At 72.1% G+C, this 23,546-nt stretch carries 25 protein-coding genes and 1 riboswitch; of the genes, 23 read left to right on the top strand and 2 right to left on the bottom strand.

All coding sequences use genetic code 11. The features are described from left to right. Positions 1-278: 278 nt before the first annotated feature. The 4 genes from AMETH_RS32945 to AMETH_RS32930 all read left to right on the top strand — a co-directional run bounded on the left by AMETH_RS32945 (position 279) and on the right by AMETH_RS32930 (position 3,138). The gene (locus AMETH_RS32945) at positions 279-536 is read left to right on the top strand and encodes a hypothetical protein (RefSeq protein WP_223842998.1); all 258 of its coding nucleotides are present in this window, start codon (positions 279-281) and stop codon (positions 534-536) included. A gap of 106 nt (positions 537-642) precedes the next feature. Beyond that, positions 643-1,224: a TetR/AcrR family transcriptional regulator gene (locus tag AMETH_RS32940; RefSeq protein WP_017985448.1), complete on the top strand. Its 582-nt coding sequence runs from the start codon at positions 643-645 to the stop codon at positions 1,222-1,224. Positions 1,225-1,234: 10 nt separating this feature from the next. Continuing rightward, positions 1,235-1,756 (top strand): gamma carbonic anhydrase family protein, encoded by a 522-nt coding sequence (locus AMETH_RS32935; RefSeq protein ID WP_017985447.1) that lies wholly within the window; start codon positions 1,235-1,237, stop codon positions 1,754-1,756. 10 nt (positions 1,757-1,766) lie between these two features. After that, positions 1,767-1,852, top strand: a riboswitch (ZMP/ZTP riboswitch). Between the two features lie 17 nt (positions 1,853-1,869). Then, positions 1,870-3,138, top strand: coding sequence for a serine hydroxymethyltransferase (locus AMETH_RS32930; protein ID WP_017985446.1), 1,269 nt, complete (start codon positions 1,870-1,872; stop codon positions 3,136-3,138). A gap of 58 nt (positions 3,139-3,196) precedes the next feature. Here the strand turns inward: AMETH_RS32930 and AMETH_RS32925 are convergent, their stop codons facing one another. Next, entirely contained in the window at positions 3,197-3,715 is a 519-nt protein-coding gene (locus tag AMETH_RS32925; protein ID WP_017985445.1) for an inorganic diphosphatase, read from the bottom strand. 164 nt (positions 3,716-3,879) lie between these two features. On the opposite strand from AMETH_RS32925, the gene dacB reads away from it, so the two are divergent. From dacB to folK, 14 genes are all read left to right on the top strand, one after another. Further along, positions 3,880-5,814, top strand: a complete 1,935-nt coding sequence (gene dacB, locus AMETH_RS32920) for a D-alanyl-D-alanine carboxypeptidase/D-alanyl-D-alanine endopeptidase (RefSeq protein WP_017985444.1) — start codon at positions 3,880-3,882, stop codon at positions 5,812-5,814. Positions 5,815-5,833: 19 nt separating this feature from the next. After that, positions 5,834-6,886 (top strand): zinc-dependent metalloprotease, encoded by a 1,053-nt coding sequence (locus AMETH_RS32915; protein WP_020486750.1) that lies wholly within the window; start codon positions 5,834-5,836, stop codon positions 6,884-6,886. Continuing rightward, positions 6,883-7,842: a tRNA lysidine(34) synthetase TilS gene (gene tilS, locus AMETH_RS32910; protein WP_017985442.1), complete on the top strand. Its 960-nt coding sequence runs from the start codon at positions 6,883-6,885 to the stop codon at positions 7,840-7,842. The genes AMETH_RS32915 and tilS overlap by 4 nt, the downstream gene beginning before the upstream one ends. Positions 7,843-7,845: 3 nt before the next feature. Next, positions 7,846-8,400, top strand: a complete 555-nt coding sequence (gene hpt, locus AMETH_RS32905; protein WP_017985441.1) for a hypoxanthine phosphoribosyltransferase — start codon at positions 7,846-7,848, stop codon at positions 8,398-8,400. Between the two features lie 136 nt (positions 8,401-8,536). Beyond that, positions 8,537-8,905, top strand: a complete 369-nt coding sequence (locus tag AMETH_RS32900) for a hypothetical protein (RefSeq protein WP_017985440.1) — start codon at positions 8,537-8,539, stop codon at positions 8,903-8,905. 20 nt (positions 8,906-8,925) lie between these two features. After that, complete coding sequence (locus AMETH_RS32895) at positions 8,926-10,251, top strand: hypothetical protein (protein ID WP_017985439.1); 1,326 nt, start codon at positions 8,926-8,928, stop codon at positions 10,249-10,251. A gap of 37 nt (positions 10,252-10,288) precedes the next feature. Continuing rightward, entirely contained in the window at positions 10,289-11,089 is an 801-nt protein-coding gene (locus AMETH_RS32890) for an ESX secretion-associated protein EspG (protein WP_017985438.1), read from the top strand. Beyond that, positions 11,086-11,259, top strand: a complete 174-nt coding sequence (locus AMETH_RS38440) for a hypothetical protein (RefSeq protein WP_156131763.1) — start codon at positions 11,086-11,088, stop codon at positions 11,257-11,259. Before AMETH_RS32890 ends, AMETH_RS38440 begins: the two co-directional genes overlap by 4 nt. Continuing rightward, positions 11,256-12,059: an ESX secretion-associated protein EspG gene (locus AMETH_RS32885; RefSeq protein WP_017985436.1), complete on the top strand. Its 804-nt coding sequence runs from the start codon at positions 11,256-11,258 to the stop codon at positions 12,057-12,059. Before AMETH_RS38440 ends, AMETH_RS32885 begins: the two co-directional genes overlap by 4 nt. A 199-nt stretch (positions 12,060-12,258) precedes the next feature. After that, complete coding sequence (gene ftsH, locus AMETH_RS32880) at positions 12,259-14,610, top strand: ATP-dependent zinc metalloprotease FtsH (protein ID WP_017985435.1); 2,352 nt, start codon at positions 12,259-12,261, stop codon at positions 14,608-14,610. After that, positions 14,600-15,202 (top strand): GTP cyclohydrolase I FolE, encoded by a 603-nt coding sequence (gene folE, locus AMETH_RS32875; protein ID WP_026153586.1) that lies wholly within the window; start codon positions 14,600-14,602, stop codon positions 15,200-15,202. The genes ftsH and folE overlap by 11 nt, the downstream gene beginning before the upstream one ends. After that, a complete protein-coding gene (gene folP / locus AMETH_RS32870) occupies positions 15,199-16,032 on the top strand; it encodes a dihydropteroate synthase (RefSeq protein ID WP_017985433.1) in 834 nt (277 codons plus the stop codon). The genes folE and folP overlap by 4 nt, the downstream gene beginning before the upstream one ends. Then, a complete protein-coding gene (folB, locus tag AMETH_RS32865) occupies positions 16,025-16,387 on the top strand; it encodes a dihydroneopterin aldolase (RefSeq protein ID WP_017985432.1) in 363 nt (120 codons plus the stop codon). Before folP ends, folB begins: the two co-directional genes overlap by 8 nt. After that, positions 16,384-16,872, top strand: a complete 489-nt coding sequence (gene folK / locus AMETH_RS32860) for a 2-amino-4-hydroxy-6-hydroxymethyldihydropteridine diphosphokinase (RefSeq protein WP_017985431.1) — start codon at positions 16,384-16,386, stop codon at positions 16,870-16,872. Before folB ends, folK begins: the two co-directional genes overlap by 4 nt. Positions 16,873-17,029: 157 nt before the next feature. Here folK and AMETH_RS32855 read toward each other — a convergent pair whose 3' ends face one another. Continuing rightward, a complete protein-coding gene (locus AMETH_RS32855; RefSeq protein WP_017985430.1) occupies positions 17,030-17,959 on the bottom strand; it encodes a helix-turn-helix domain-containing protein in 930 nt (309 codons plus the stop codon). Between the two features lie 61 nt (positions 17,960-18,020). On the opposite strand from AMETH_RS32855, the gene AMETH_RS32850 reads away from it, so the two are divergent. The 5 genes from AMETH_RS32850 to panC all read left to right on the top strand — a co-directional run bounded on the left by AMETH_RS32850 (position 18,021) and on the right by panC (position 23,545). Further along, positions 18,021-18,482, top strand: coding sequence for a DUF3180 domain-containing protein (locus tag AMETH_RS32850; RefSeq protein WP_017985429.1), 462 nt, complete (start codon positions 18,021-18,023; stop codon positions 18,480-18,482). Positions 18,483-18,551: 69 nt separating this feature from the next. After that, positions 18,552-20,225, top strand: a complete 1,674-nt coding sequence (locus AMETH_RS32845; protein WP_017985428.1) for a DUF6779 domain-containing protein — start codon at positions 18,552-18,554, stop codon at positions 20,223-20,225. A 292-nt stretch (positions 20,226-20,517) separates the two neighbouring features. After that, a complete protein-coding gene (locus AMETH_RS32840; RefSeq protein WP_017985427.1) occupies positions 20,518-21,624 on the top strand; it encodes a PrsW family intramembrane metalloprotease in 1,107 nt (368 codons plus the stop codon). Between the two features lie 95 nt (positions 21,625-21,719). Continuing rightward, a complete protein-coding gene (locus tag AMETH_RS32835; protein WP_378333637.1) occupies positions 21,720-22,664 on the top strand; it encodes a Rossmann-like and DUF2520 domain-containing protein in 945 nt (314 codons plus the stop codon). Next, a complete protein-coding gene (gene panC, locus AMETH_RS32830) occupies positions 22,661-23,545 on the top strand; it encodes a pantoate--beta-alanine ligase (RefSeq protein WP_017985425.1) in 885 nt (294 codons plus the stop codon). Before AMETH_RS32835 ends, panC begins: the two co-directional genes overlap by 4 nt. Position 23,546 lies beyond the last annotated feature (1 nt).

Below are 23,546 nucleotides of genomic sequence, written 5' to 3'. Positions count from 1 at the left end.
GACTCGTAGCGGCCGCCCATCACGCCCGAGGTGACGAACAGCTGTGTGACCACGCCGGTCAGCACCACCAGGGCGCGCAGCCCGAACCAGACGCGAGCGATCCTCATACTCGCCACGTAACCGCTCCGGCACTTCCGGTGACGCTCGACACACCGGCGGCCGCGAATAGTCCCGCCGATCACCGGCAAGCCACCCGGTGAGGCCGAAAACGGCTTCGCGCAAGGAGAAAACGCCTCATCTGCCGCTCGTCGGTAGAGAAAGGACGATCGAGAATGCGCATGATCACTCGCACTGTCGCCGCCGGCGCCATCGCCCTGCCGCTGACGCTCGGGGCCGCCGGGATCGCCTCCGCGGACACCGTCGAGGAGCACGAGGGTGTCGCCTACCAGCAGGTGTCGGCGACGGCGGGCCCGGACGGCGCGTCGTACAGCGCCGCCGCTGCGACCGCCGAGGAAGGCACGCACGCCGATCACGACGGCACTTACGCCGACCACGACGTTGACGACGGCGGTCTGCTGGACATCCTGGGTCTGTGACGCGGACCCGTCCGGACGGCCCCCGGGACAAGCACCCGGGGGCCGTTCAGGACACCGGTCCCGAAGGTTAGGCTGGGCGTCCTCGTCGTTCCAGGAGGACACCGCAGTGACCGTCACCCCGCCGGGGCAGCGCGAGCGGCTCTCGCCGAACCAGCTCGCCAAGCAGGAGCAGATCGTCGAAGCCGCCCGGCAGGTGCTGGCCAGGGACGGGCTCGCCGGGTGCACCGCCCGCGCCATCGCTGACGCGAGCCCGCTCACCAAGAGCGCGATCCACTACTACTTCAGCGACACCGACGTGCTCGTCGACCGTGCGATGGCCGCGCACGTCACGACGTTCCTCGACGACCTCCGCGGGGTGGCCGCCCGTCACGACGACCCGCGGGACAAGCTGTGGGCGGTCCTGGAGGCCTACCTGGACGCCTTCACCGAGCGCCCCAACTCCGCGTTCCTGTGGTTCGAGTACTGGATCGCCGTCAGCAGGGCCGACCACCCGGAGGCGATCGAGGCGATGCTCCGGTCGGTCACCGAACTGCTCACCGAGCTGCTGGCGGACGTCGGCGTCATCGACCCGCGGGCCCGCGCCCGTGCCCTGATGTCCTACCTGCTCGGGGCGGTCGTGCAGCAGCGCGTCCGGCGGCGCCCGTTCGCCACCCTCCGTGAGGAGATCGAGTCGCTCTGTCTGCCCTAAGGTTCCGGGTATGCCTCTGTTCTCCTTCGAGGGCGTGAGCCCCACCGTGCACCCGGACGCCTGGATCGCGCCCACCGCGACCCTGATCGGCGACGTCGTGATCGAAAAGGACGTCTCCATCTGGTACGGCGCGGTGCTCCGGGCCGACTTCGGCAAGATCATCGTGCGCGAGGGCGCCAACATCCAGGACAACTCCGTGGTCCACGTGAACACCGGCGTGTGCGAGATCGGCCGCAACGTCACCGTCGGCCACATGTGCCTCGTGCACGACTGCACGGTCGGCGAGCAGGCCCTGATCGGCAACGGCTCGACCGTGCTGGACCAGTCGGTGATCGGCGAGCGCGCGCTGATCGCCGCCGGCTCCACGGTCACGCCCGGCACCCAGGTGCCGCCGGAGGTCATCGCGATGGGCAGCCCGGCCAAGAAGTTCGTGCCGCTGACCGACTCCGCGAGAGGCTGGGTCGACCACAACGCGGCCATCTACCAGCAGTTGGCCAAGCGGCACGCCGACGGTGTCGCACCCGTCGACTAAGCTGGGACGCGTCCGTTTTTGCGACTGGCGCCGTAGAGGTGGAGCACCACCGGGAAGCGACCGACGAGGCCGGCACCGCGCGCCTGGGTGTGGCCAGTGTCAGGAGTAGGAAGATGACGCACCAGCCAGCCATCCCCGAGCTCACCGCTGCCGACCCGCAGATCGCCGGACTCGTCGAGGACGAGGCGCGCCGCCAGGCGGAGAAGATCCGCCTCATCGCCTCCGAGAACTACGTCTCCCAGGCGGTGCTGGAGGCCACCGGCTCCGTCCTCACCAACAAGTACTCCGAGGGCTACGCCGGCAAGCGGTACTACGAGGGCCAGCAGTTCATCGACCAGGTCGAGCAGATCGCGATCGAGCGCGCCAAGGCGCTGTTCGGCGTCGACCACGCCAACGTGCAGCCGTACTCGGGCTCGCCCGCGAACCTGGCCGCCTACCTCGCCTTCGCCAGCCCCGGCGACACCGTGATGGGCATGGCGCTGCCCGACGGCGGCCACCTCACCCACGGGTGGTCGGTCTCGGCCACCGGCAAGTGGTTCAACCCGGTCCGCTACGGCGTGCGCAAGGAGACCGGCCGCGTCGACCTCGACCAGGTCCGCGAGCTGGCGCTGGAGCACCGGCCGAAGCTGATCTTCGCCGGCGGCACCGCGATCCCGCGCACCATCGACTTCCCGGCCTTCGCGGAGATCGCGAAGGAGGCAGGCGCCGTGCTGGTGGCCGACATCGCGCACATCGCCGGCCTGGTCGCCGGTGGCGCGCACCCGTCGCCGGTCGGCCACGCGCAGGTCATCACCACCACCACGCACAAGACCCTGCGCGGCCCGCGCGGCGCGATGATCATGACCGACGCCGACCACGCGAAGGCCATCGACAAGGCCGTGTTCCCCGGCCTGCAGGGCGGCCCGCACAACCACACGACGGCCGCCATCGCCGTCGCGCTTGGCGAGGCGGCCAAGCCGGAGTTCCGCGACTACGCCCACGCGATCGTCGCGAACGCCAAGGCGCTGGCCGAGGCCCTGATCGAGCGCGGCTTCGACTTGGTGTCCGGCGGCACCGACAACCACCTGCTGCTGGTCGACCTGACCAGCAAGCAGATCGGCGGCAAGCCGGCCGCGCAGGCGCTGGACCGCGCCGGCATCGAGCTGAACTACAACACGGTGCCGTTCGACCCGCGCAAGCCGTTCGACCCGTCCGGCATCCGGCTGGGCACCGCGGCCATCACCACCCGCGGTCTCACGCCGGAGCACCAGCCGCAGATCGCCGAGTGGATCGACCGCTCGATCGCCGCGGCCGCCGCGAACGACGAGGACGCGATCAACAAGATCGCCGGCGAGGTCCGCGACCTCCTGGCCGCGTACCCGATCCCCGGCTACCGGGCCTGAGCACGAACGAAAGCGCCCCTTCCCCGCGCGGGGAAGGGGCGCTTTCGTTCGTCCGCACTCAGTGGTGCTCGCCGCCCTCGGCGGCCTCCTTCGCGAGCCGGTCGATCTCACGCTGGTAGGAGCGCTTGATCTCGGCCTCCGCCTCCGCGCGGCCGACCCACTGCGAGCCCTCGACGCTCTTGGCCGGCTCCAGGTCCTTGTACACCTGGAAGAAGTGCTCGATCTCCAGCTTGTGGAACTCGTTCAGGTGGTGGATGTCGCGCAGGTGCTCCAGCCGCGGGTCGTCCGACGGCACCGCGAGGACCTTGTCGTCCGGCCCCTTCTCGTCCGTCATCCGGAACATGCCGATCGCGCGGCAGCGGATCAGGCAGCCCGGGAACGTCGGCTCCTGGACGAGCACCAGCACGTCGAGCGGGTCGCCGTCCTGCCCAAGGGTGTCGTCGATGAAGCCGTAGTCGGCCGGGTACTGGGTGGCCGTGAACAGGGTCCGGTCCAGGCGGATGCGACCGGTCCTGTGGTCCACCTCGTACTTGTTGCGCTCCCCCTTGGGGATTTCGATCGTGGCGTCGAACTCCACGGCGTCCTCGCTGACCTCGTCTTTTCCCGCCGGTACCGGCGGCTTACGGTTTCGCTAACTTGTTCTCACTAGTGTGGACCACGCGCCGTTGGGAAGTCGCACCGATGTCGTCTTGACAACAGTGAGTTTGCCCGCGGTGTGTCGCCGGTCTGGAGGAGGGGTGCGTGCCGAGCAACGAACAGCCAGAGTGGCCGTCCGAAGACACCGACGTCAGCAGCGGGGAGAGTTCCGCGGACGGCGGCGCCACGGCCCAGCTGCCGGTGCCCGGCAAGGTTTCCCTGCCCGAATCGCCGACGTTGTTCGTGCCTGCCGAGCGGGACGCGGAGAAGACCCAGTTCATCCCGGCGGCCAAGCCGGATGCGGAAAGCACGCAGGTCATCGACCTGCGGCAGGTGCCGGAGCGGGAGACCGAGCCGCACCGGGTCCCGCGGCCGGAGCCGCAGCCCGCTCAGCCCGCTGAGTCGGCGCAGCAGCCGCAGCCGCAGCGGTCCGCCGAGCCGACGACGCAGCCGCGGCCGCAGTCGGCGCAGCAGTCGGCCGAGCCGGCGCAGTCCCGGCCGCAGCCCGCGCCGAGCCACGAGCCGTCGCAGCCGGTGCCGCCCGCGGCCGTCCCGCCGGTGCAGCCGATGCGCATCGAGCCCAGCGGCGAAATCCACCCCGCGGCGGCGACCACCGGCGAGGAGAAACCGCCGGCCGAACCCGAGCCGGAGCCGAAGCGCCGCCGCAAGGGCGTGCTGATCAGCAGCGTCGTCGCCCTGGTGCTGGTCATCGCGGTGGGTGCCGCTCTGGCCACGCCGTACGTCTCCAACCGGCTGGGCCTGCCGTGGGCGCCCAACCTGCCCAAGGGCGACAGCCCGGAGCCAGTGCCGGTGGCCCTCTCGCTCAAGGCGCCCAGCGCGTCGTCGCCGGAACCGACGTCGTCCGGGGTGTCCTCGGCGCTGGCCGGCCCGGCCGCGAACGCCGCGCTGGGCACGCTCACCGGCGCCGTGATCGACCCGGCGACCGGCGAACTGCTGTGGGACCGCAACTCCGGCCAGTTCCGCACCCCGGCGTCCACCACCAAGCTGCTGACCACCTCCGCCGCGCTGCTCGCGATGGACGCGGGCACGCAGCTGAGCACCAAGGTCGTGCAGGGCTCGTCGCCGGACACCGCCGTCATCGTCGCGGGCGGGGACATCACGCTGTCCTCGCTGCCCGCAGGCCAGGAGTCGGTGTACGCGGGCGCCGCCCACCTCGACGATCTCGTCGCGCAGGTCAAGCAGGCCAGCGGCGGCACGATCAAGAAGGTGCAGATCGACACCTCGATCTGGTCCGGCGCGCAGACCGCGCCCGGCTGGGCGCCCGACGACGCCCCGATCTACACCGCCGCGATGACGCCGGTGATGCTCGACGGCGGCCTCACCGTCCCGACGAACGACCACTCGGTGCGGGTCGCCCAGCCGGCGAACGCCGTGCTCCAGACGTTCGCGCAGCGCCTCGGCGCGACCGCGTCCGGTCCTGCCAAGGCGCCGCAGGACGCGAAGGTGCTCGGCGAGGTGAAGTCCGCGCCGCTGAGCGAGCTGATCGCGCACGCCCTGGAGGCCTCGGACAACACGCTCGCGGACGCGATCGGCCGGATGACGGCCGTCGCGACCGGCGCCGACGCGTCGTTCGCCGGCGCCGCGCAGGCGACCCTGTCCGTGTTGTCCCAGAACGGGTTCGACGTCTCGCAGGTCAAGCTGAGCGACAACAGCGGGCTCTCGCCGCAGAACAGCGTCCCGGCGAAGCTGCTCGCGCAGGTGCTGGCCGTCGCCGCGGGACCGGACGGGAAGGACCCGCGCACCGCGAAGCTGCGCCCGATGCTGGCCGGACTGCCGGTGGCAGGCGGCAGCGGCACCCTCGCCGACCGCTACGAAGCCCCGAACTCGCGGTCCGGCAAGGGGTGGGTCCGCGCCAAGACGGGCACTCTGTCCGGCGTCCACACGTTGGCAGGGGTAGTGCTGGACGAGGACGGCCGGGTGCTGGTGTTCGCGTTGATGTCCGACGGCGCCGACCAGGACCCCGCCCGGGCGGCATTGGACGTCGTCGCGGCCTCGCTGAGGGGCTGTGGTTGCCGATAGCTTCGGGAAGGTGAACACGATGAGCGAGGTTGCGTCCCGGCCGGTCGTGGACTGGTCACTGGCCGCATCCACGGGCGCCTTCCTCGCCCGCGGCGGGCCGGTGGTCTCCCGCGAGGAGGCCGGCCTGGCCGTGACCGAGCTGCGGGAGCTGTCGCTCGACGCCGAGGCCCACGTCCGCGAGCTGACCGGGCTGGGCGCCGGGCTGCCGCTGCTCCCCGGTGACGTGGTGGACCGGCCCGGCTGGGTGCGCTCGGCCGCCGCCGGGCTCGACGCGCTCACCGCGAAAGCGCTGCCGCCGAACCCGGCCGGTCCACTGGGGCCTGTCCTGGCCGGTGGCGCCGGCGTGCAGACCGGCGTGGTGCTGGCCTTCCTGGCCTCGCGCGTGCTGGGCCAGTACGACCCGTTCGGCGGCCCGGACGGCGGGGGCCGGCTGCTGCTGGTGGCGCCGAACGTGGTCACCGCGCAGCAGGCGCTGCAGGTGCCGGGCCGCGACTTCCGGCTGTGGGTGTGCCTGCACGAGAGCACGCACCGGCTGCAGTTCACCGCCGTCGGCTGGCTGCGCGACTACTTCGCCGACGAGGTCGAACGCCTGGTCGGCGGCCTCACCGGCGACGACGACGGGATGGCCGACCTGCTCGGCAGGCTGCCGGACGCGCTGCGCGAGGCCCGGCGCGCCAAGGCGGACGGGCTGGTCGCGGTGGGGCAGCTGTTGCGCTCGCCCGAGCAGCGCGAGGTGTTCGACCGGCTGCTCGCGCTGTCCACGCTCCTCGAAGGGCACGCGGACTACGTGATGGACGCGGTGGGGCCGAGCGTGGTGCCCAGCGTCGAGACGATCCGCGCGCGGTTCACCGAGCGGCGCAAGGGCGGCGGCATGCTGGACCGGCTGTTGCGGGCGCTGCTCGGGGTGGACGCCAAGATCCGCCAGTACGCGCAGGGCGCGGCCTTCACCCGGCACGTCGTCGACCGGGTGGGGATGGCCGGGTTCAACGCCGTCTGGACCTCACCCAACACGCTGCCGACCCGGGCCGAGATCGCCGATCCCGAGGCTTGGGTGCGGCGCGTCCACCCGTGACCGGCCCGCACCCCGCGGTCGCCGCGGTGCGCCGCGCGGTGCGGAACCTGCTGGCGGAGTGCCCCGGCGTCCCCGCGATCGACGTGGCGCTGTCCGGCGGGGCCGATTCGCTGGCGCTCACCGAGGCCGCCGTGTTCGCCGGGCGGCGGCTCGGGCTGCCGGTGCGGGCGCTGGTCGTCGACCACGGCCTGCAGGCGGGCTCCGCGCGCGTGGCGGAGGAAGCGGCCGAAACGGCGCGCAAGCTCGGCGTGGACTCCGCCGAAGTACTGGCGGTCGAGGTGACCGGCCCGGGTGGACCGGAAGCGGCCGCCCGGAACGCCCGTTATGCCGCGCTCCGCGCACATCACCAAGGGATCGTCCTCCTCGGCCACACCCGCGACGACCAGGCCGAGACCGTCCTGCTCGGGCTCGGCCGCGGCTCCGGTCCCCGCTCGATCGCCGGCATGCGTGCTGTGGATCTCCCGTGGGGTAGGCCACTCCTCGACGTGCCCCGCGCGACCACCCGGGACGCCTGCCGCGCACTCGGCCTGACCCCGTGGGAGGACCCGCACAACAGCGATCCGCGGTACACCAGGGTGCGCCTGCGCGCGGAAGTGCTGCCGCTGTTGGAAGACGTCCTCAACGGCGGGGTCGCGGCGGCACTGGCCCGCACGGCCGCCCAGCTCAGGGAGGATTCCGAGGCGCTCGACGCGCTCGCCGCGGACTTCCTGGCACGGCACGAAAAACCGGACATCGGGGAGCTCGCGCCGCTGCCCGCATCCCTCCGCAGGAGGATCCTGCGGAACTGGCTCGCCGCGCACGGCGCGCGCGACCTCACCGACGCCCACCTGCGGTCAGTCGACGCGCTGGTCGCGCGGTGGCGCGGCCAGGGCGGCGTTTGGCTACCCGGCGGCTTGGTGGTGACCCGAACGCATGGCAGGCTTGCCATGAATCCACCGGAAACAAGAGGGGACTGACCCGTGTACGAAGGCGAGATCGCCTCCGTCCTCATCACCGAGCAGCAGATCAACGACAAGATCACCGAGCTCGCCGAGCAGATCGCCGCCGACTACGAGCGCGAGACCTCTGCCGGCGACCTGCTGCTGGTGGGCGTGCTCAAGGGCGCCGTCATGTTCATGACCGACTTCGCCCGGGTGCTGCCGATGCCGGCGCAGCTGGAGTTCATGGCCGTCTCCTCGTACGGGTCGTCCACGTCGTCCTCCGGCGTGGTGCGGATCCTCAAGGACCTCGACCGGGACATCACCGGGCGGCACGTGCTGATCGTCGAGGACATCGTCGACTCCGGACTGACCCTGTCCTGGCTGCTGAAGAACCTGGCGAGCCGCAACCCGGCGTCGCTGGAGGTCGTCACGCTGCTGCGCAAGCCGGAGGCGGTCAAGGTGGACGTCCCGGTGCGGTACGTCGGCTTCGACATTCCCAACGAGTTCGTGGTCGGGTACGGCCTCGACTACGCGGAGCGCTACCGGGACCTGCCCTACATCGGCACCCTTGATCCGAAGGTGTACGGCGCCTGAACACGGTGCGTGAGCACCGGAAATTCGTGAACCCGAACGTGCCGGAACGCGTCATAACTGTCGGTGCGGTGCGTTAACCTACGCGAACGAGGGTGACGCGCCGCGATGCGGTACGGACGTGGGGTAGGGAGAACTGATGGGGAGCTACGCGGACGCGGCGGCGTTCCGGAACGCCGCCGTGAACGGGCAGCTGGGGGTGGACCCGGACGCCGCGCAGACGGTTCTGAAGAAGATCCGCCTCGGCAAGGACCAGGTGGAGAACCTGCTGCGCAACGCCGGAGCCCTGGCCGAGCCGCCCAAGCTCGGCAACAACCCGGTCGGCAACGCCATCGCCGCGAAGTTCGTGCAGCGCGCCGACGGGGGCGGCGAGTCGTACGCGACCGCGCTGCGCAACCTCTACAACCAGTACCAGCAGGCCGAGGACGCCATCGTCGCGGCGATGAGCCACTACGACAAGATCGAGCAGGCCGCCGAAGACGCGCTGGCGTCCGGTCGTCAGGTCTGAACCCGGGGGGACCGATCACGATGACTTCTCCGAGCAGCGAGCCCAGAGGCGAGGCCGTCCAGCTGGGCGACAACGGCGAGTCCGCCGCGCTGGTGCAGCAGGCACGCAACAGCGCGGGCGGCTTCACCTACGGCGGCGACCGCGCCATCGCCAGCCCGCCGAACTGGGCCTCGCAGGAGAGCAACCAGCTCTACCTCGGCGCCACCCAGAACAACGACCCTGCCACGGCCGAGGCCACCGGGCGGCAGTGGCAGTCCCACGGCGACAGCCTGCACCAGGCGGCCGACGACCTGTACAACGCCATCGCCGAGCTGGGCAACGCGTGGATCGGGCAGGGCTCCGGTTCCGCGCAGGGCGCCCTGGTCGGCATCGCGAACTCCAGCAAGCAGGCCGGCGACGCGGCGCACACCATGTCGAACCGGATGGCGCAGCAGGCCGCGGCGGCGGCCGAGGTCAAGAAGATGCCCGCGCCGAAGGAGTTCGACCCGGCCAAGCAGACCGCGGCGATGCTCGCCGGCGGTCCGGCCGCGATGGTCGCCGACATGAAGGTGCAGGCCGACGAGGCCCGCGCCGTGCACGCCCAGCAGGTCCAGTACTTCAACGCCTACACCCAGGCGATGTCCGAGGTGGACGGTGCGACCCCGAGCTTCGGCCCGGAGTCGCTCGGCCTGCCCGCGGACGGCCGCTTCGGCGGCACCTCGGCGCAGTCCGTCGGGGCCGGTTCGGGCGCGGTGCCCGGCGGCCTCGGATCGGTCGGCCTCGGCCCGGTCGGTGGCGTCACCACCGGGATCCCGGGCGCCGGCGCGGCGGGCTTAGCCGCCGGTGGCCAGCCCGGTGGCGCTCCCGGTCCGCACGGCGTTCCGGCGGCTCCCGCTCCGGCGGCCGGTGCGGCTTCCGGCCCGGGTCAGGTGACCGCTGTGCCGGCGTCGTCCGGTGGCGGCGGCGCGGCGGCGCTGGGTGCGGTGGCGGGTCTCGGCACGGCGGGTCTCGCCGCGGTGGGTGGCAAGGCCGCTCTCGGCCGCGGCAGCAAGTCCGGCGCCAAGGAGCGCCCGGCCACCGACGAGACGGCGGCCAGCTCGGACCAGTCGCAGCAGGCCCACGGCTCCGCACAGCAGCAGGCCCAGCAGAGCCTCATGAACACCGGTGGCACCATCGGCGGGGCAGGCACCCCGCCGCCGGCGTCCGGCATGGGCGGCGGCATGGGTGCCGGCGCGCAGGGTTCGGAGGACGAGGAGCACACCCGTGCCTCCTTCCTCGTCGAGGCCGACCCCGACGAGGCGTTCGGCGCCAACGTGGCGACCGCGCCGCCGGTGATCGGGGCCTGGAACGACGAGGACGACCGCTGATCCGGCGCAACCGCGCGAACCGGGAAAGAGGGACTTGATGGCGCGAGCGGAGCTGCTCACTCCGCTGGAACTGGACTTCCTGTGGGAGTCCTTCGGAGCAGGCGAACTGCCGTACCCGCTGGAGGTGCGCTCGCACGGCGCGACGATGGACGAGCGCGCCCAGTTGCGACGGCAGACCCTGGACCGGCTCGCCGCGCGTGGCGCGGCCGACGGCCGGGGCCGCCCCGCGCCGCACGTCGAGGAGTTCTTCGAGGTGCTGTCGGGTTCGGAGACCAGCCTGGACAGCGTGCACATCACCGCGCCCGACGCGCGTCCGCTGCTCGCGGTGGCGGCGGCGCTCGCCGGGCGCGGCGTGCTCGCGGTGCACGACGAGCGGGGCTTCCACTTCCAGCCGATGCCGGCGGACGGCCTCGCGAGCGCCATCGTGTCCCTGCTGCCCGCCGCCCGGCGGGGCAGCGAGAAGTCGATCACCGTGCCGCTCGAGCAGCTGATGACGGCCACCGGGGCCGACTTCCTGCAGCGCCGCGCCGCGGGCGACGGGCGGACCAGCGCGGACGACGACCGCAAGGCGCTGGCCCGGCTGCAGGCCCAGCCGCGGCTGCGGGGCGGGCAGATCGGCGCCAACGCCCGCAGCCGCAGCGGCGCGAAGACGAGGCCGCCGGTGCTGAGCTGGTTCGACACCGGCGACGGCCGCTACTTCACGCAGGCCAGCCGCGGGCACGACGGCCGCGACTGGATCACCATCGCCCCCGCCGACGCGGCGAACCTGCGGCACCGGCTGAGCGAGATGCTGGTCAGCGCGGCAGGCGAGACCCTGGCGCCGGGTGGTGCCTGGTGAGCTGTGTTGTGCAGGCCCGCGGGCGGCTCACCGCCACCCCGGCGGATGCGGCTACGTGGCGGCACAGCTTTACCGCCGCGCCGGCGGATGCGGCGCTGCTGCGGCGACAGCTCGGGACGACGCTGGCCAGTGCCGCCGGCGAGACCCCGACCCCGGAGAGCGCCCGGTGAACCGCCCCGAGTTCTTCACCCCGATGACGTTCGACTTCCTCTGGGAGGCGGCCGGCATCGGCGAGCTGCCGTACCCGCTGCAGGTGCGCTCGCATGGCGCGACCATGGACGAGCGCGCGCGGCTGCGGCAGCGGGCCCACGAGGAGCTGAAGGCCCGCGGCCTGCGCGACCACTACGGCCGCCTCGACCCGCGGGTCGAGGACTGGTTCCGCGTGCTGTCGCAGGGCTCCACCAGCATCGACGCCGTGCACATCCCGGACTTCCAGGTGCCGCCGGTGTCGATCCTCGCCGCCACCGACGGCACGCTTGGCGTGGTGGCGATCCAGGACGCCGACGGCATCTGGATCCGGCCCGCCTTCCCGGAGGGGCTGGCCTCGACGGTCGTCGACCTGCTGCCGCCGGGCACGCGCGGCACGGAGGCTTCCATCACACTTCCGGTCGACGAAGCGCTGCGGATCCAGCCGGCCAGGGCGGCGGTCCCGGTCGGCGGCGACCCGAAGCCGCGGCGCCGGTCGCTGTCCGAGGGCTCCTCCGACCCGCGCGAGGCCTACGCCCGACTCGCCGGCCAGCCCCGGCTGCGCGGTGGTCAACTGGCCGCGAACAGCCGGTCCGAGGTGAGCGGTCGTCGCAGGTCACCCGTGCTGGGCTGGTTCGACACGGCCACCGGCCGGTACCTGAGCCTGTCCCGGCCGGGCGCCGACGGGCGGGAGTGGGTGACGGTGTCCTCCGCAGACGCGAAAACCCTGCGCACCAGGCTGGGTGAGATGGTGGCGGGCGTCACAACCGAGCCGGGCAACTGACCCGAACCGCTCCGGGGAACCAGACCGCGGCACCGGCCGTTGACCTGCTTGAGACTCGTGCAGGTGCCCATGTCGGCCGGACTGTACCCTGGATGGACGGGGTGTTCCTCGCACACCGCAAGTTGTTGTCTACACCGTGACGGCGGATGTGACATCTACCGCCTAGCCAGGGAGGGTCGAGGCCGAACGGCCGAGGCATATGGACCGGAAGCGCCTGCTCAGGAACCCGCTGCTGTGGATCGTCGCGGTTGTGTTGATCTTCCTCGCGGTCAACACCCTCTTCGACAGCGACCGTGGATACACCCAGGTCCCCACTTCACAGGCGATCGCCCAGATCGACGGCAACAACGTGAAGGAAGCCAACCTGGAGGACAAGGAGCAGCAGCTCAAGCTGTCGCTCACGAACAAGATCGACGTCGACGGCCAGCAGGTCGACCAGATCATCACGCCGTTCCCGTCGGAGGCGACCGGCTCGATCTACCAGAAGCTGCTCGATCACAAGAACGTCAAGTTCACCACCACGGTCACGCAGCAGGGCTTCTTCACGCAGATCCTGTACTACATCATCCCGCTCGGCCTGCTGCTCCTGCTGCTGATGTGGATGATGAACAACGCCCAGGGCGGCGGCAACCGCGTCCTCAACTTCGGCAAGTCCAAGGCCAAGCAGCTGAACAAGGACATGCCGAAGACGACGTTCGCCGACGTGGCAGGCGCGGACGAGGCGGTCGAAGAGCTCTACGAGATCAAGGACTTCCTGCAGAACCCGGCCCGTTACCAGGCACTGGGCGCGAAGATCCCCAAGGGCGTGCTGCTCTACGGCCCGCCCGGCACCGGTAAGACGCTGCTCGCGCGCGCCGTCGCCGGTGAGGCCGGCGTGCCGTTCTACACGATCTCCGGTTCGGACTTCGTCGAGATGTTCGTCGGTGTCGGCGCCTCCCGCGTTCGCGACCTGTTCGAGCAGGCCAAGCAGAACGCCCCGTGCATCATCTTCGTCGACGAGATCGACGCGGTCGGCCGCCAGCGCGGCGCCGGTCTCGGCGGCGGTCACGACGAGCGCGAGCAGACCCTGAACCAGCTGCTCGTCGAGATGGACGGCTTCGACTCGCGCGGCGGCATCATCCTGATCGCCGCGACGAACCGCCCGGACATCCTGGACCCGGCGCTGCTGCGCCCCGGCCGCTTCGACCGGCAGATCCCGGTGTCCGCGCCGGACCTGGCCGGCCGCCGCGCCATCCTCGAGGTGCACTCGAAGGGCAAGCCGCTGGCGCAGGGCGTCGACCTGAACGCGCTGGCCAAGCGCACCGTGGGCATGTCCGGCGCCGACCTGGCCAACGTCATCAACGAGGCCGCGCTGCTCACCGCCCGCCAGAACGGGCACGTGATCACCGACGCGGCGCTGGAGGAGTCGGTCGACCGGGTCATCGGCGGGCCGGCGCGCAAGAGCCGGATCATCTCCGAGCAGGAGAAGAAGATCACCGCCTACCACGAGGGCGGGCACGCGCTCGCCGCGTGGGCGATGCCGGACCTGGAGCCGGTCTACAAGCTGACCATCCTGCCGCGCGGCCGGACCGGTGGGCACGCGCTGGTCGTCCCCGAGGACGACAAGCAGCTGATGACCCGGTCCGAGATGATCGCCCGGCTGGTGTTCGCGATGGGTGGCCGCACCGCCGAGGAGCTGGTCTTCCACGAGCCGACCACCGGCGCGTCCTCCGACATCGAGCAGGCGACCAAGATCGCCAAGGCGATGGTCATGGAGTACGGCATGAGCGCCCGGCTCGGCGCCGTGAAGTACGGCCAGGACCAGGGCGACCCGTTCCTGGGCCGCTCCGCGGGGCGTCAGGCGGACTACTCGCTCGAGGTCGCGCACGAGATCGACGAAGAGGTCCGCAAGCTCATCGAGACCGCGCACACCGAGGCGTGGGAGGTGCTCAACACCTACCGCGACGTGCTCGACGACCTGGTGCTGGAGCTGCTGGAGAAGGAGACGCTCAGCCGCAAGGACCTGGAGCGGATCTTCGCCACTGTCGAGAAGCGGCCGCACATCACCGTCTTCAACGAGTTCGGTGAGCGCACCCCGTCGGACAAGCCGCCGATCAAGACGCCGGGCGAGCTGGCGATGGAGCGCGGCGAGCCGTGGCCGCCGCCGGAGAAGAAGCCGGCGCCGCGGCAGGTGCCGACCCCGGTCGGGACCGCGCCGGGCGGCAGCGACCTGCCTGGTGGCCCGCCTTACAGCCAGCCGGAACCGCCGTCGAACCCGTACGCGCCTCCGCCGGGCGGGAACTACCCGCCGCCCAACGGCGGTGGCCGTCCGTACGGTCCGAACGGCACCGGTCAGTGGCCGCAGCCCTACAACGGCGGCAACCAGTCCGGTCCGCCGAACTACGGTGCGCCTCCGGGCTGGACCCCGGCGACCCAGCCGGGTGGCCAGACCCCGTGGCGCCCGAACCAGGGCGAGCAGCCGCGGCAGGGCGACTGGTTCGGTGGCTCCGAGGAGGGCCAGGGTCAGCACCGGCGGAACCCCGACGAGCAGGACGGTCAAGATCGACAGTGAGCTGACGCCCGAGGAGGGGCCGGTCTTCGACCAAGCGCGCGCCGAGAAAGCGGTGCGTGAGCTGTTGGAGGCCGTGGGCGAGAACCCGGACCGGGAGGGCCTTCGGGACACCCCGGCCCGGGTCGCTCGTGCGTACCGGGAGATGTTCGCCGGGCTGTACACCGACCCGGCGACGGTGCTGGAGCGCACGTTCGACGAGTCGCACGAAGAGCTCGTCCTGGTCACCGACATCCCGATGTACAGCACGTGCGAGCACCACCTGGTGCCCTTCCACGGCGTCGCGCACGTGGGTTACATCCCGAACAGCCACGGCAAGGTCACCGGCCTGTCGAAGCTGGCCCGGCTGGTCGACCTCTACGCGAAGCGCCCGCAGGTGCAGGAGCGGCTGACGTCGCAGATCGCCGACGCGCTGGTGCGGAAGCTGGAGCCGCGCGGGGTGATCGTCGTGGTCGAGGCCGAGCACCTGTGCATGTCGATGCGCGGCATCCGCAAGCCGGGTGCTCGCACCACGACGTCGGCGGTGCGCGGCATGCTGCAGACGTCGGCGACCTCCCGGGCGGAGGCGCTGGAGCTGATCAAGGGCCGTCGATGACCACCGGGGCACCGGACCGCTGTCTGGTGATGGGCGTCCTGAACGTCACGCCGGACTCGTTCTCCGACGGCGGCCGGTATCTCGACCTGGATGCCGCGCTGGCGCACGCGCACGAGATGTGGCAGCGCGGCGCGGACATCATCGACGTCGGCGGCGAATCCACCCGGCCCGGTTCGTCCCGGGTGGACGCGGAGACCGAGACCGCTCGTGTGCTGCCGGTGGTGCGCGCGCTGGCTGCCGACGGCCTGCGGCTTTCGGTGGACACCACCCGCGCCGCCGTCGCTGAGGCGGCGCTGGACGCGGGCGCGGAGATCATCAACGACGTGTCGGGCGGCCTGGCCGACCCGGACATGGCGAAGGTGGCCGCGAGCAGCCAGGCGCCGTGGGTGCTGATGCACTGGCGCGGGCACAGCAAGGACATGAACGCGCTGGCTGAGTACGACGACGTGGTCGCGGACGTGCGGCGCGAGCTGCAGGCGCGGGTCGACGCGGCGCTGGCCGCCGGGGTCGCGCCGGAGAAGATCGTCGTCGATCCGGGGCTGGGGTTCGCCAAGCGCGCGGAGCACGACTGGGCGTTGCTGAACCGCCTGGAAGTGTTCCTGGACATGGGTTTCCCGGTGCTGGTGGGCGCTTCCCGCAAGCGGTTCCTGGGCAGCCTGCTGTCCGACGACAACGGTGCGCCGCGCCCGCCGGACGGCCGGGAGGACGCGACGGCGGCGGTGTCGGCGATCGCCGCGGTGAAGGGGGCGTGGGGCGTGCGGGTGCACAACGTGGGTGCGTCGCTGGACGCGGTCGCGGTCGCCGCGGCGTGGAGGCGCGGGCGTGCCTGACCGGATCACGCTCACCGGGCTGCGGGTCTTCGGGCGGCACGGGGTGTTCGAGCACGAGAAGCGGGACGGGCAGGAGTTCGTCGTCGACATCGTGGCGTGGCTTGACCTCGCGCCTGCCGCCGCTTCGGACGATCTGACGCAGACCCTGCACTACGGCGAGCTGGCGCAGCTGGCGGCGGACATCGTCGGCGGTGAGCCGTACGACCTGATCGAGAGCGTCGCGGGCCGGATCGCGGACGAGGTGCTGAAGGATTCGCGGTTGTCCGCCGTCGAGGTGACGGTGCACAAACCGTCCGCGCCGATCCCGCTGAACTTCGCGGACGTGGCGGTGACCGTGCACCGGGGGCGCGCGTGAGGGCGGTCCTGTCGCTGGGGTCGAACCTGGGCGACCGGCTGGCGTACCTGAAGTCGGTGATCGGTTTCTTCGGGCCCGCGGTGGTCGCGGTGTCCAGTGTGTACGAAACGAAACCGTGGGGTGTGGAGGACCAGCCGGATTTCCTGAACGCGGTGTGCATTGTGGACGATCCCGCGAGGGACGAGTGGGCGTGGCTGCGGGCAGGCCAGGAGCTGGAACGCCGGGCAGGCCGGGTGCGCGAACTGCGGTGGGGACCGCGCACGCTGGATGTCGACGTGGTGACGGTGGACGGGGTGCGCTCGGACGACCCGGAGCTGCTGCTGCCGCACCCCGGAACGCCCGAACGCGCGAGCGTACTGATCCCGTGGCTGGAAATCGACCCGGCTGCGGTGCTGCCCGGCCACGGCAGTGTCCGCGACCTGCTGGCGGCCCGCCCCGACTCCGACCGCGCTTCGGTGCGCCTGCTGCAGCCCTTCCCGCGCTGAGCGCGCCGCCCTTGATCTTGGAACCAAACCCGAGCCGGCTGGTCATCCCGGAGCCTGCCCGTCCGGCGAGGACTCTTTTGATCTTCAAAGCCGCGCTGTCGCGCGGAAATGGCGCCTCACGGCGCCGAACGGTCACCTTACAAGGCGACCTCAATGATCACGTCCGCAAAGCCGCCGTCAGCCACTCCACCGCCGGCACCCGCGTGGGCACCTCCGGGAACCCGTTCATGATCGCCATCAGTTGCCAGTACCGTTCGGCCCTGCGGTCCGTCCCGACGGCGATCCGGTCGGCCACCGAGGCGCGGAACGCCGGATCCGCGGGGTCCTGTCCGTCCGGCGCCCACGCTCGCGCGATGTCGTCGGCCAGCGCGCGCCCCTCCGGCGAATCCGGGGCCAGCCCGGCTTCCAGCGCCTTCTGCGCCCGCTCGCTCCAGCCGATCCAGTCTTCCTGCGCCGGCACGGCCGCCTGTCCCGCCCGCAGGTCGTCGGCGTGCTGTTCGCTCATCCGCCGCGTCACCGCGCGGAACTCCGGGTCCTGGATCAGCTCGGCGAACTCGATCCACGCCTCCAGCTGTTCGGGCGATGGGTCGTCGGGCAGCTCCGGTTTCGCCGAGCGCAGCCGCTCGTAGAACTCCGCGTCGACCGGCAGGCCGTCGGTCACCTCCTGCCAGAACTCGTCGAGCAGGCGGGCCCGCTCTTCGTCGGACATCGCCGCCAGCCTGTTCATCAGCTTCACTTCCTCCAGCTCGGATTCGCGTTTCACGACCGCACGCAGAACCGCACGCCGCAGCCGCAGCCTGCGCATCTGCTCGTCGAGCGCGTCGATGTGCCGCCGGGCGAGCCGGGTGACGCTCGTCTCGTGGGCGAGCACCGCGGCCACATCGGTCAGCCCGAGGCCGAGTTCGCGCAGCGTCTTGATCAGTTCGAGCCGGGCCATCGCCGTCACGTCGTAGAGCCGGTAGCCGGAACCGGTGCGGTCGGCGGGCGGGAGCAGCCCCTCGTCGGAGTAGAACCGGATGGTCTTGACCGGCAACCCGGTGCGCCGGCTCAGCTCGCCGATCGTGAACGTTCCGTCCGCGCGTCCCATGCTCAACCCTCCAGCCGGTGGAGAGTCAACTGTGCCACGATCACCTGGGTACCGTGGCGGTATGCACTTCACCCGGCCCCGAGAGCTGGTGATCGCCGGGCTGGTCGGGCTCGTGGCCGCGTACCTGCTGTTCAGGTTCGCCTACGGGGACCTGCCCCGCCTGCCGCGGCCGGTCGGCGTCACGCTGTTCGTGCTCGCGGTGATCGAAGTCGCACTGGCCTTCGTGATGCGGTCGCGGGTCCGGTCCGGCCGGCTCGTCAACTCGGTCTCGGCGGCGCGCACGGTCGCGCTCGCGAAGGCCTCGTCGCTGCTCGGCGCGATCATGCTCGGCGCGTGGGCCGGGATCGCCGGCGCGTTGATCCCGCGCGCGTCGGAGCTGGCCGCGGCGTCGAGCGACCTCCGCAGTGTCGCGATCGGAGCGGTGTGCGCGGCCGTGTTGATTGCCGCGGCGCTCTGGCTCGAGCACTGCTGCCGCACGCCGGAAGACGACGAAAGTGATCCCGATCATCACCCGACCGGTTAACGCTGAGAACCGACCGCTCGAAGTACCAACTAGGTCTCGGACGCATAACTAGCGGGTACGGTGTTGGTCATGACTGGCGAGGGTGACGAGACGCGCGGCCGCGTCGTGGGCAGGCCGTGGTTTCTCATCGGCCTGGTCCTCGCGGTCGGCGCCACGATTCCGCTGGTGGTCGCCGACGACATCCGCTACCTGCGGCTGGGGATCGTCGCCGCGTTGTGGGCGGCCCTGATCGGCGCGTTCCTCGCCGTGCGCTACCGCCGCCAGGCGACGAACACCGATGAGGCCGTCGCACAGGCGCAGGAGGTCTACGAGCTGGAGCTCGAACGCGAGATCGCCGCGCGGCGCGAGTTCGAGCTGGAGGTCGAAGCCGAGACGCGGCAACGGGTCGAGTCCGAGTCCCGCAGCGAACTGGACGCGCTGCGCACGGAAATCGCTTCCCTGCGGGACAACCTGCAGAGCCTGTTCGGTGGCGAGGTGCTGCTGGAGCGCGTCGCGCTGACCGCGCAGGCGACCCGGATGCGGGCGCTGCACGAGGAGCAGCGGGTCGTCGAGTCCGGCACGAGCCAGCCGCCGCAGATCACCGCGGCGAAGAAGCGGGAGATCACCGACCGGCCGACCGAGTTCATCGAGCGGGTGCGGGAGAAGGAGCCGGTGCGCGCAGGCGGCCGCCCGAGCGCGCCGGAGCCGCGGCGGCCCGAGGTGTCGATGGACCTCCCCGTCCGCCGGGTCGCCAACGCCGAGCCCGTCGACCCCGACCGCACACGCGTGCAGCCGGCGGCGAAGAAGCCGGAACGCCCGCAGACCCGGCCCGTCGAGCCGAGCCGTCCCGCGCCGAGCCGCCCCGACCGGGGGCGCCCGACAGCCGCGACGACGCCGGTCAAGCGTGAACCGCAGCGGGTGGAGCAGCCGACGCAGGTCGCCAAGGCCGTCGATCCGGACTGGACGCCGCGAGCCGAGCGTTCGGCGACCGACCTGTCGGCGGCGTTCCCGACCCGCGTGACGCGGCCCGTGGAGCCGGAGCCGTCGCCGGTGGTCCCCGAGGACCACCCGGTGGTCAACGAGACGTTGCCGGTCGAGGTCCGGCGGCTGGCGCAGCAGGGCAGGCCGGGTGGCCGTCGGCGTCGCGCGGAGGACGACGAGGCTCCCGCCGGCCGGCGTCGCCGCCCCGACGAGGCGCCGCGGGTGCCGGACGCCGACGAGGCGCCGCCCGGGCTGCGTTCGGACGCCGATGTGCCCGCGAGCCTGCGGACGCCGGAGGCCGAGGCGGGCCGTCGAGGCGCGGAGCGCGCTCCCGAGGCCGAGGCACTGCCGCGGCTTTCGGTGGCCGCGGAGGCGGAAGCCCCGGCGCGCCGATCGAGCGCGAGCGCCGCGGTCGCCGGACGTCGCTCCGCGGAGTCGACCGGGTACCGCTCCGCCGCCGCGATCTCGGGCCGACGCAGCGCCGAGGCGACGGGCCACCGGGCGACCGATGAGTCGTCCACGGGCCGTCGCAGCGCTGAAGCGACGGGCCATCGCGCGGCGGACGAGACGCCCACGGGCCGCCGCCACCGCCCCGACGACGAAGCCGCCACGTGGGCGAGCACCGGCCGCCGGGCCAAGCCCGAGCCGGAAACCCCACGCGGCCGCCGCGCGGCGGTGGAGGAGGACACGGGTTCCCACTCCGCCGGCCGCTCGGTGAGCGAACTACTGGCAGCCAACGGCAAAACGGCAACGCCCCGACGTCGCCGCCGCGCCGAGGACTGACCACTTTCCCGGATTGCCGGGAACCGCGGCGCTGCCAGCTCAACCCACCACGATTCCGCGGCGGCGGGGGGATTGAACCACGGTGGTTCCGCGGCGGCGGCTCTGAACCAGGCGGTTCCGCCCGCCGGGGCCCTTGTTCCTTCGCGGCCGACTGGCAGCCCAGTCGTCCATGTGGTCGCCCATGGCGCCCCCGCGCTGCCCGGCCACCCGAGACCCCCGCCCACCCCGACCGCCCCCGCAGTCAGTCACCGTAGAGTGCCGGGCTGTGACGGCACCCCCTCGCAGGCTCACCGTGCTCCTGCCCGTGCTCGGCCTCGTCATCCTGGCCGTGTGCGGCCTGACCGTTCTCGGCCTGGTCACCGTGCAGGTCGGGCCCCTCGCGGTGGCCATCGGCGTCGCCGCGGCGCTCGTTCCCGTCGCGGTCGTCGTGGCGACCATCCTGTGGGTCGACCGCTGGGAACCGGAGCCGGCGAAGTTCCTCCTGGTCGCCTTCTTCTGGGGCGCGTGCCTCGCCGCGATCACCGCCCTGCTGATCAACAACACCGCCGAAACGGTGGGCGACCTGCTGCTCGGCGAGGGCAGCGGCAGCAAGCTCAGCGCGCTCCTGTCCGCCCCGCTCGTCGAGGAGGCCGCGAAGGCCTCGTTCGTGCTCGCCGTCCTGCTGCGCCGGGCCGACGAGTTCGACGGGGTCATCGACGGCATCGTCTACGCGGGGTTCACCGCGGCCGGCTTCGCGTTCACCGAGAACATCTACTACTTCGGCCGCGCCTTCGCCGACTACGGCTTCGGCGACGCCACCAGCACCGGCGTGATCGCCGCGTTCGTGCTGCGCGGTGTGCTGTCGCCGTTCACGCACCCGCTGTTCGCCGCGATCACCGGCATCGGCCTCGGCTACGCCGCCCGCGCCGACAACCGGGCCGTCAAGATCCTCGCCCCGCTCGGCGCCTACCTGGGCGCCGTCCTGCTGCACGCCCTGTGGAACGGTGCGGCGGTCCTCGGCGGGGCGCAGACGTTCCTCAACGTCTACTTCCTGATCATGGTCCCGATGTTCATCGCGGTCGTGATGCTCGTCCTCCTGCAGCGCCGCCGCGAACAACGCATCGTCACCGCCGCCCTGCCCGCGATGGTCCAGGCGCGGCTGGTCGCCCCGTCGGAGGTCGAGCTGCTGTCCACGCTCGCCGGCCGCCGCGAGTGGCGGCGGCAGGCCAGGCAGCAGTCCGGCCGTGAGGCCGCGAAAGCCGTGGCGCGTTATCAGGCCAGCGTGACCGAACTCGCGTTCCTGCGCCGCCGCAAGGAGACCCCGGACCACGACAAGCGCAAGCGGGAACTGCTGGCCGCGCTGCGCGCGGCCCGCGCCGACGCGGTCCGGCTGGCGGGTGAAGGCACTCGTACCGGGTAAACCGGGTCGGGTGAAGCTGGTCACCCGCCGCCGACCCGGAGCGTTTCCGCGAGCTACTCTCGCCCCGTCGTCCGGTACCCGCGAACGGAGCGGGACTGGAACGAGCTGAGGAGTTCTGCTGCCATGAGCGTCCACAGGGGCACGCCGTGAGTCGTCCCGCCAGGCTCGGTGTCGGAGTGATCTCCGCCGGCCGCGTGGGCAGCGTCGTCGGCGCCGCGCTGACCCGGTCCGGGCACACGGTGGTCGCCGCCTCCGGTATTTCCGCCGCTTCCCAGGCCCGCGCCGAGCGCATGCTCCCGGGTGTTCCGCTCAAACCGCCCGACGAGGTCGCCGCGGCCGCGGACCTGGTGCTGCTGGCCGTGCCCGACGACGAACTCGCCGGCCTGGTCCGCGGTCTGGCCGCCACCGGTTCCTGGCGCCCCGGCCAGATCGTCATCCACACCTCCGGCGCGCACGGCCTCGACGTGCTGGCCCCCGCCGCCGCGGCCGGTGCGCTGCCGCTGGCCCTGCACCCGGTCATGACCTTCACCGGCCGCTCCGAGGACCTCGACCGGCTGACCGCCTGCAGCGTCGGTGTCACCGCCGCGGCCGACGACGAGGCCGCGTGGAGCGTCGGTGAGGCGCTGACCGTCGAGATGGGCGCGGAACCGGTGCGGGTGCCGGAAGCCGCCAGGGCGCTGTACCACGCGGCGCTCGCGCACGGTGCCAACCACCTGATCACGCTCGTCGACGACTGCGCGGACCTGTTGCGCGGCGCGGGGATCGGCGACGCCGAGCGCATGCTCGGCCCGTTGCTGTCGGCGGCGCTGGACAACGCGCTGCGGCACGGCGACCGAGCACTGACCGGTCCGGTCGCCCGCGGCGACACCGGTACCCTGCGCAAGCACCTCGGCGTGCTCGAAGCCACCGAGCCCGCGATCGTGCCCGCCTACACCTCGCTCGCCCGGCGCACCGCGCAGCGAGCCGAAGCGGCCGGCCTGCTCGACGCCGGCGCCGCCGCCGAGATCACCGAACTTCTGGAAAGGCCGGAAAACCCGTGACCACACCGAAATTCAGCCGCGGGCAGCTGAACACCTACCAGACACCCGGCGACGTGCACCGGGTCACCGCGGCGCTGCACTCGGTGGGCCGCAAGGTCGCGCTGGTGCCGACCATGGGCGCGCTGCACGCCGGTCACCGCGAGCTGATCCGCCGCGCCAAGCGCCTGCCGAACACCGTCGTCGCCGTGTCGATCTTCGTGAACCCCCTCCAGTTCGGCGAGGGCGAGGACTTCGACGCCTATCCGCGGCCGCTGGAGCGGGACCTGGAGATCCTCGCCGAGGACGGTGTGGAGATCGCGTTCGTGCCCAAGGTCGGCGACCTCTACGCCGACGGTCACGCGGTGACCCTGCACCCGGGCCCGCTCGGCGACGAACTGGAGGGCGCCCACCGCCCCGGCCACTTCGGCGGTGTGCTGACGGTGGTGGCGAAGCTGTTCAACATCGTCACGCCGGACTTCGCGTTCTTCGGCGAGAAGGACTACCAGCAGCTGGTCCTGATCAAGCGGATGGTGCGCGACCTGAACCTCGACGTCCGCGTGATCGGGGTGCCGACGGTCCGGGAGTCCGACGGCCTGGCCCTGTCCTCGCGCAACGTCTACCTCTCGCCCGAACAGCGGGAAGCCGCCGTGGTGCTGTCCGCGGCGCTCGCGGCAGGCGGGCATTCCGGACCGAAGGGCGGGGACGCGGTCCTCGCGGCGGCGCGCGCGACGCTGGCCGCCCGCCCGGAGGTCGACGTGGATTACCTCGAATTGCGGGGAACCGATCTCGGTCCCGCACCCGTCGATGGGGAAGCACGGTTGCTGATCGCCGCCCGGGTCGGGCGGACCCGGCTGATCGACAACGTCCCGGTGGTGCTGGGCGCGTCGGAGGAAGAGGGATAAC

The sequence above is a fragment of the Amycolatopsis methanolica 239 genome (assembly GCF_000739085.1).
Classification (GTDB): Bacteria; Actinomycetota; Actinomycetes; order Mycobacteriales; family Pseudonocardiaceae; genus Amycolatopsis_E; species Amycolatopsis_E methanolica.
This window is presented reverse-complemented; position numbering and strand designations above follow the sequence as displayed.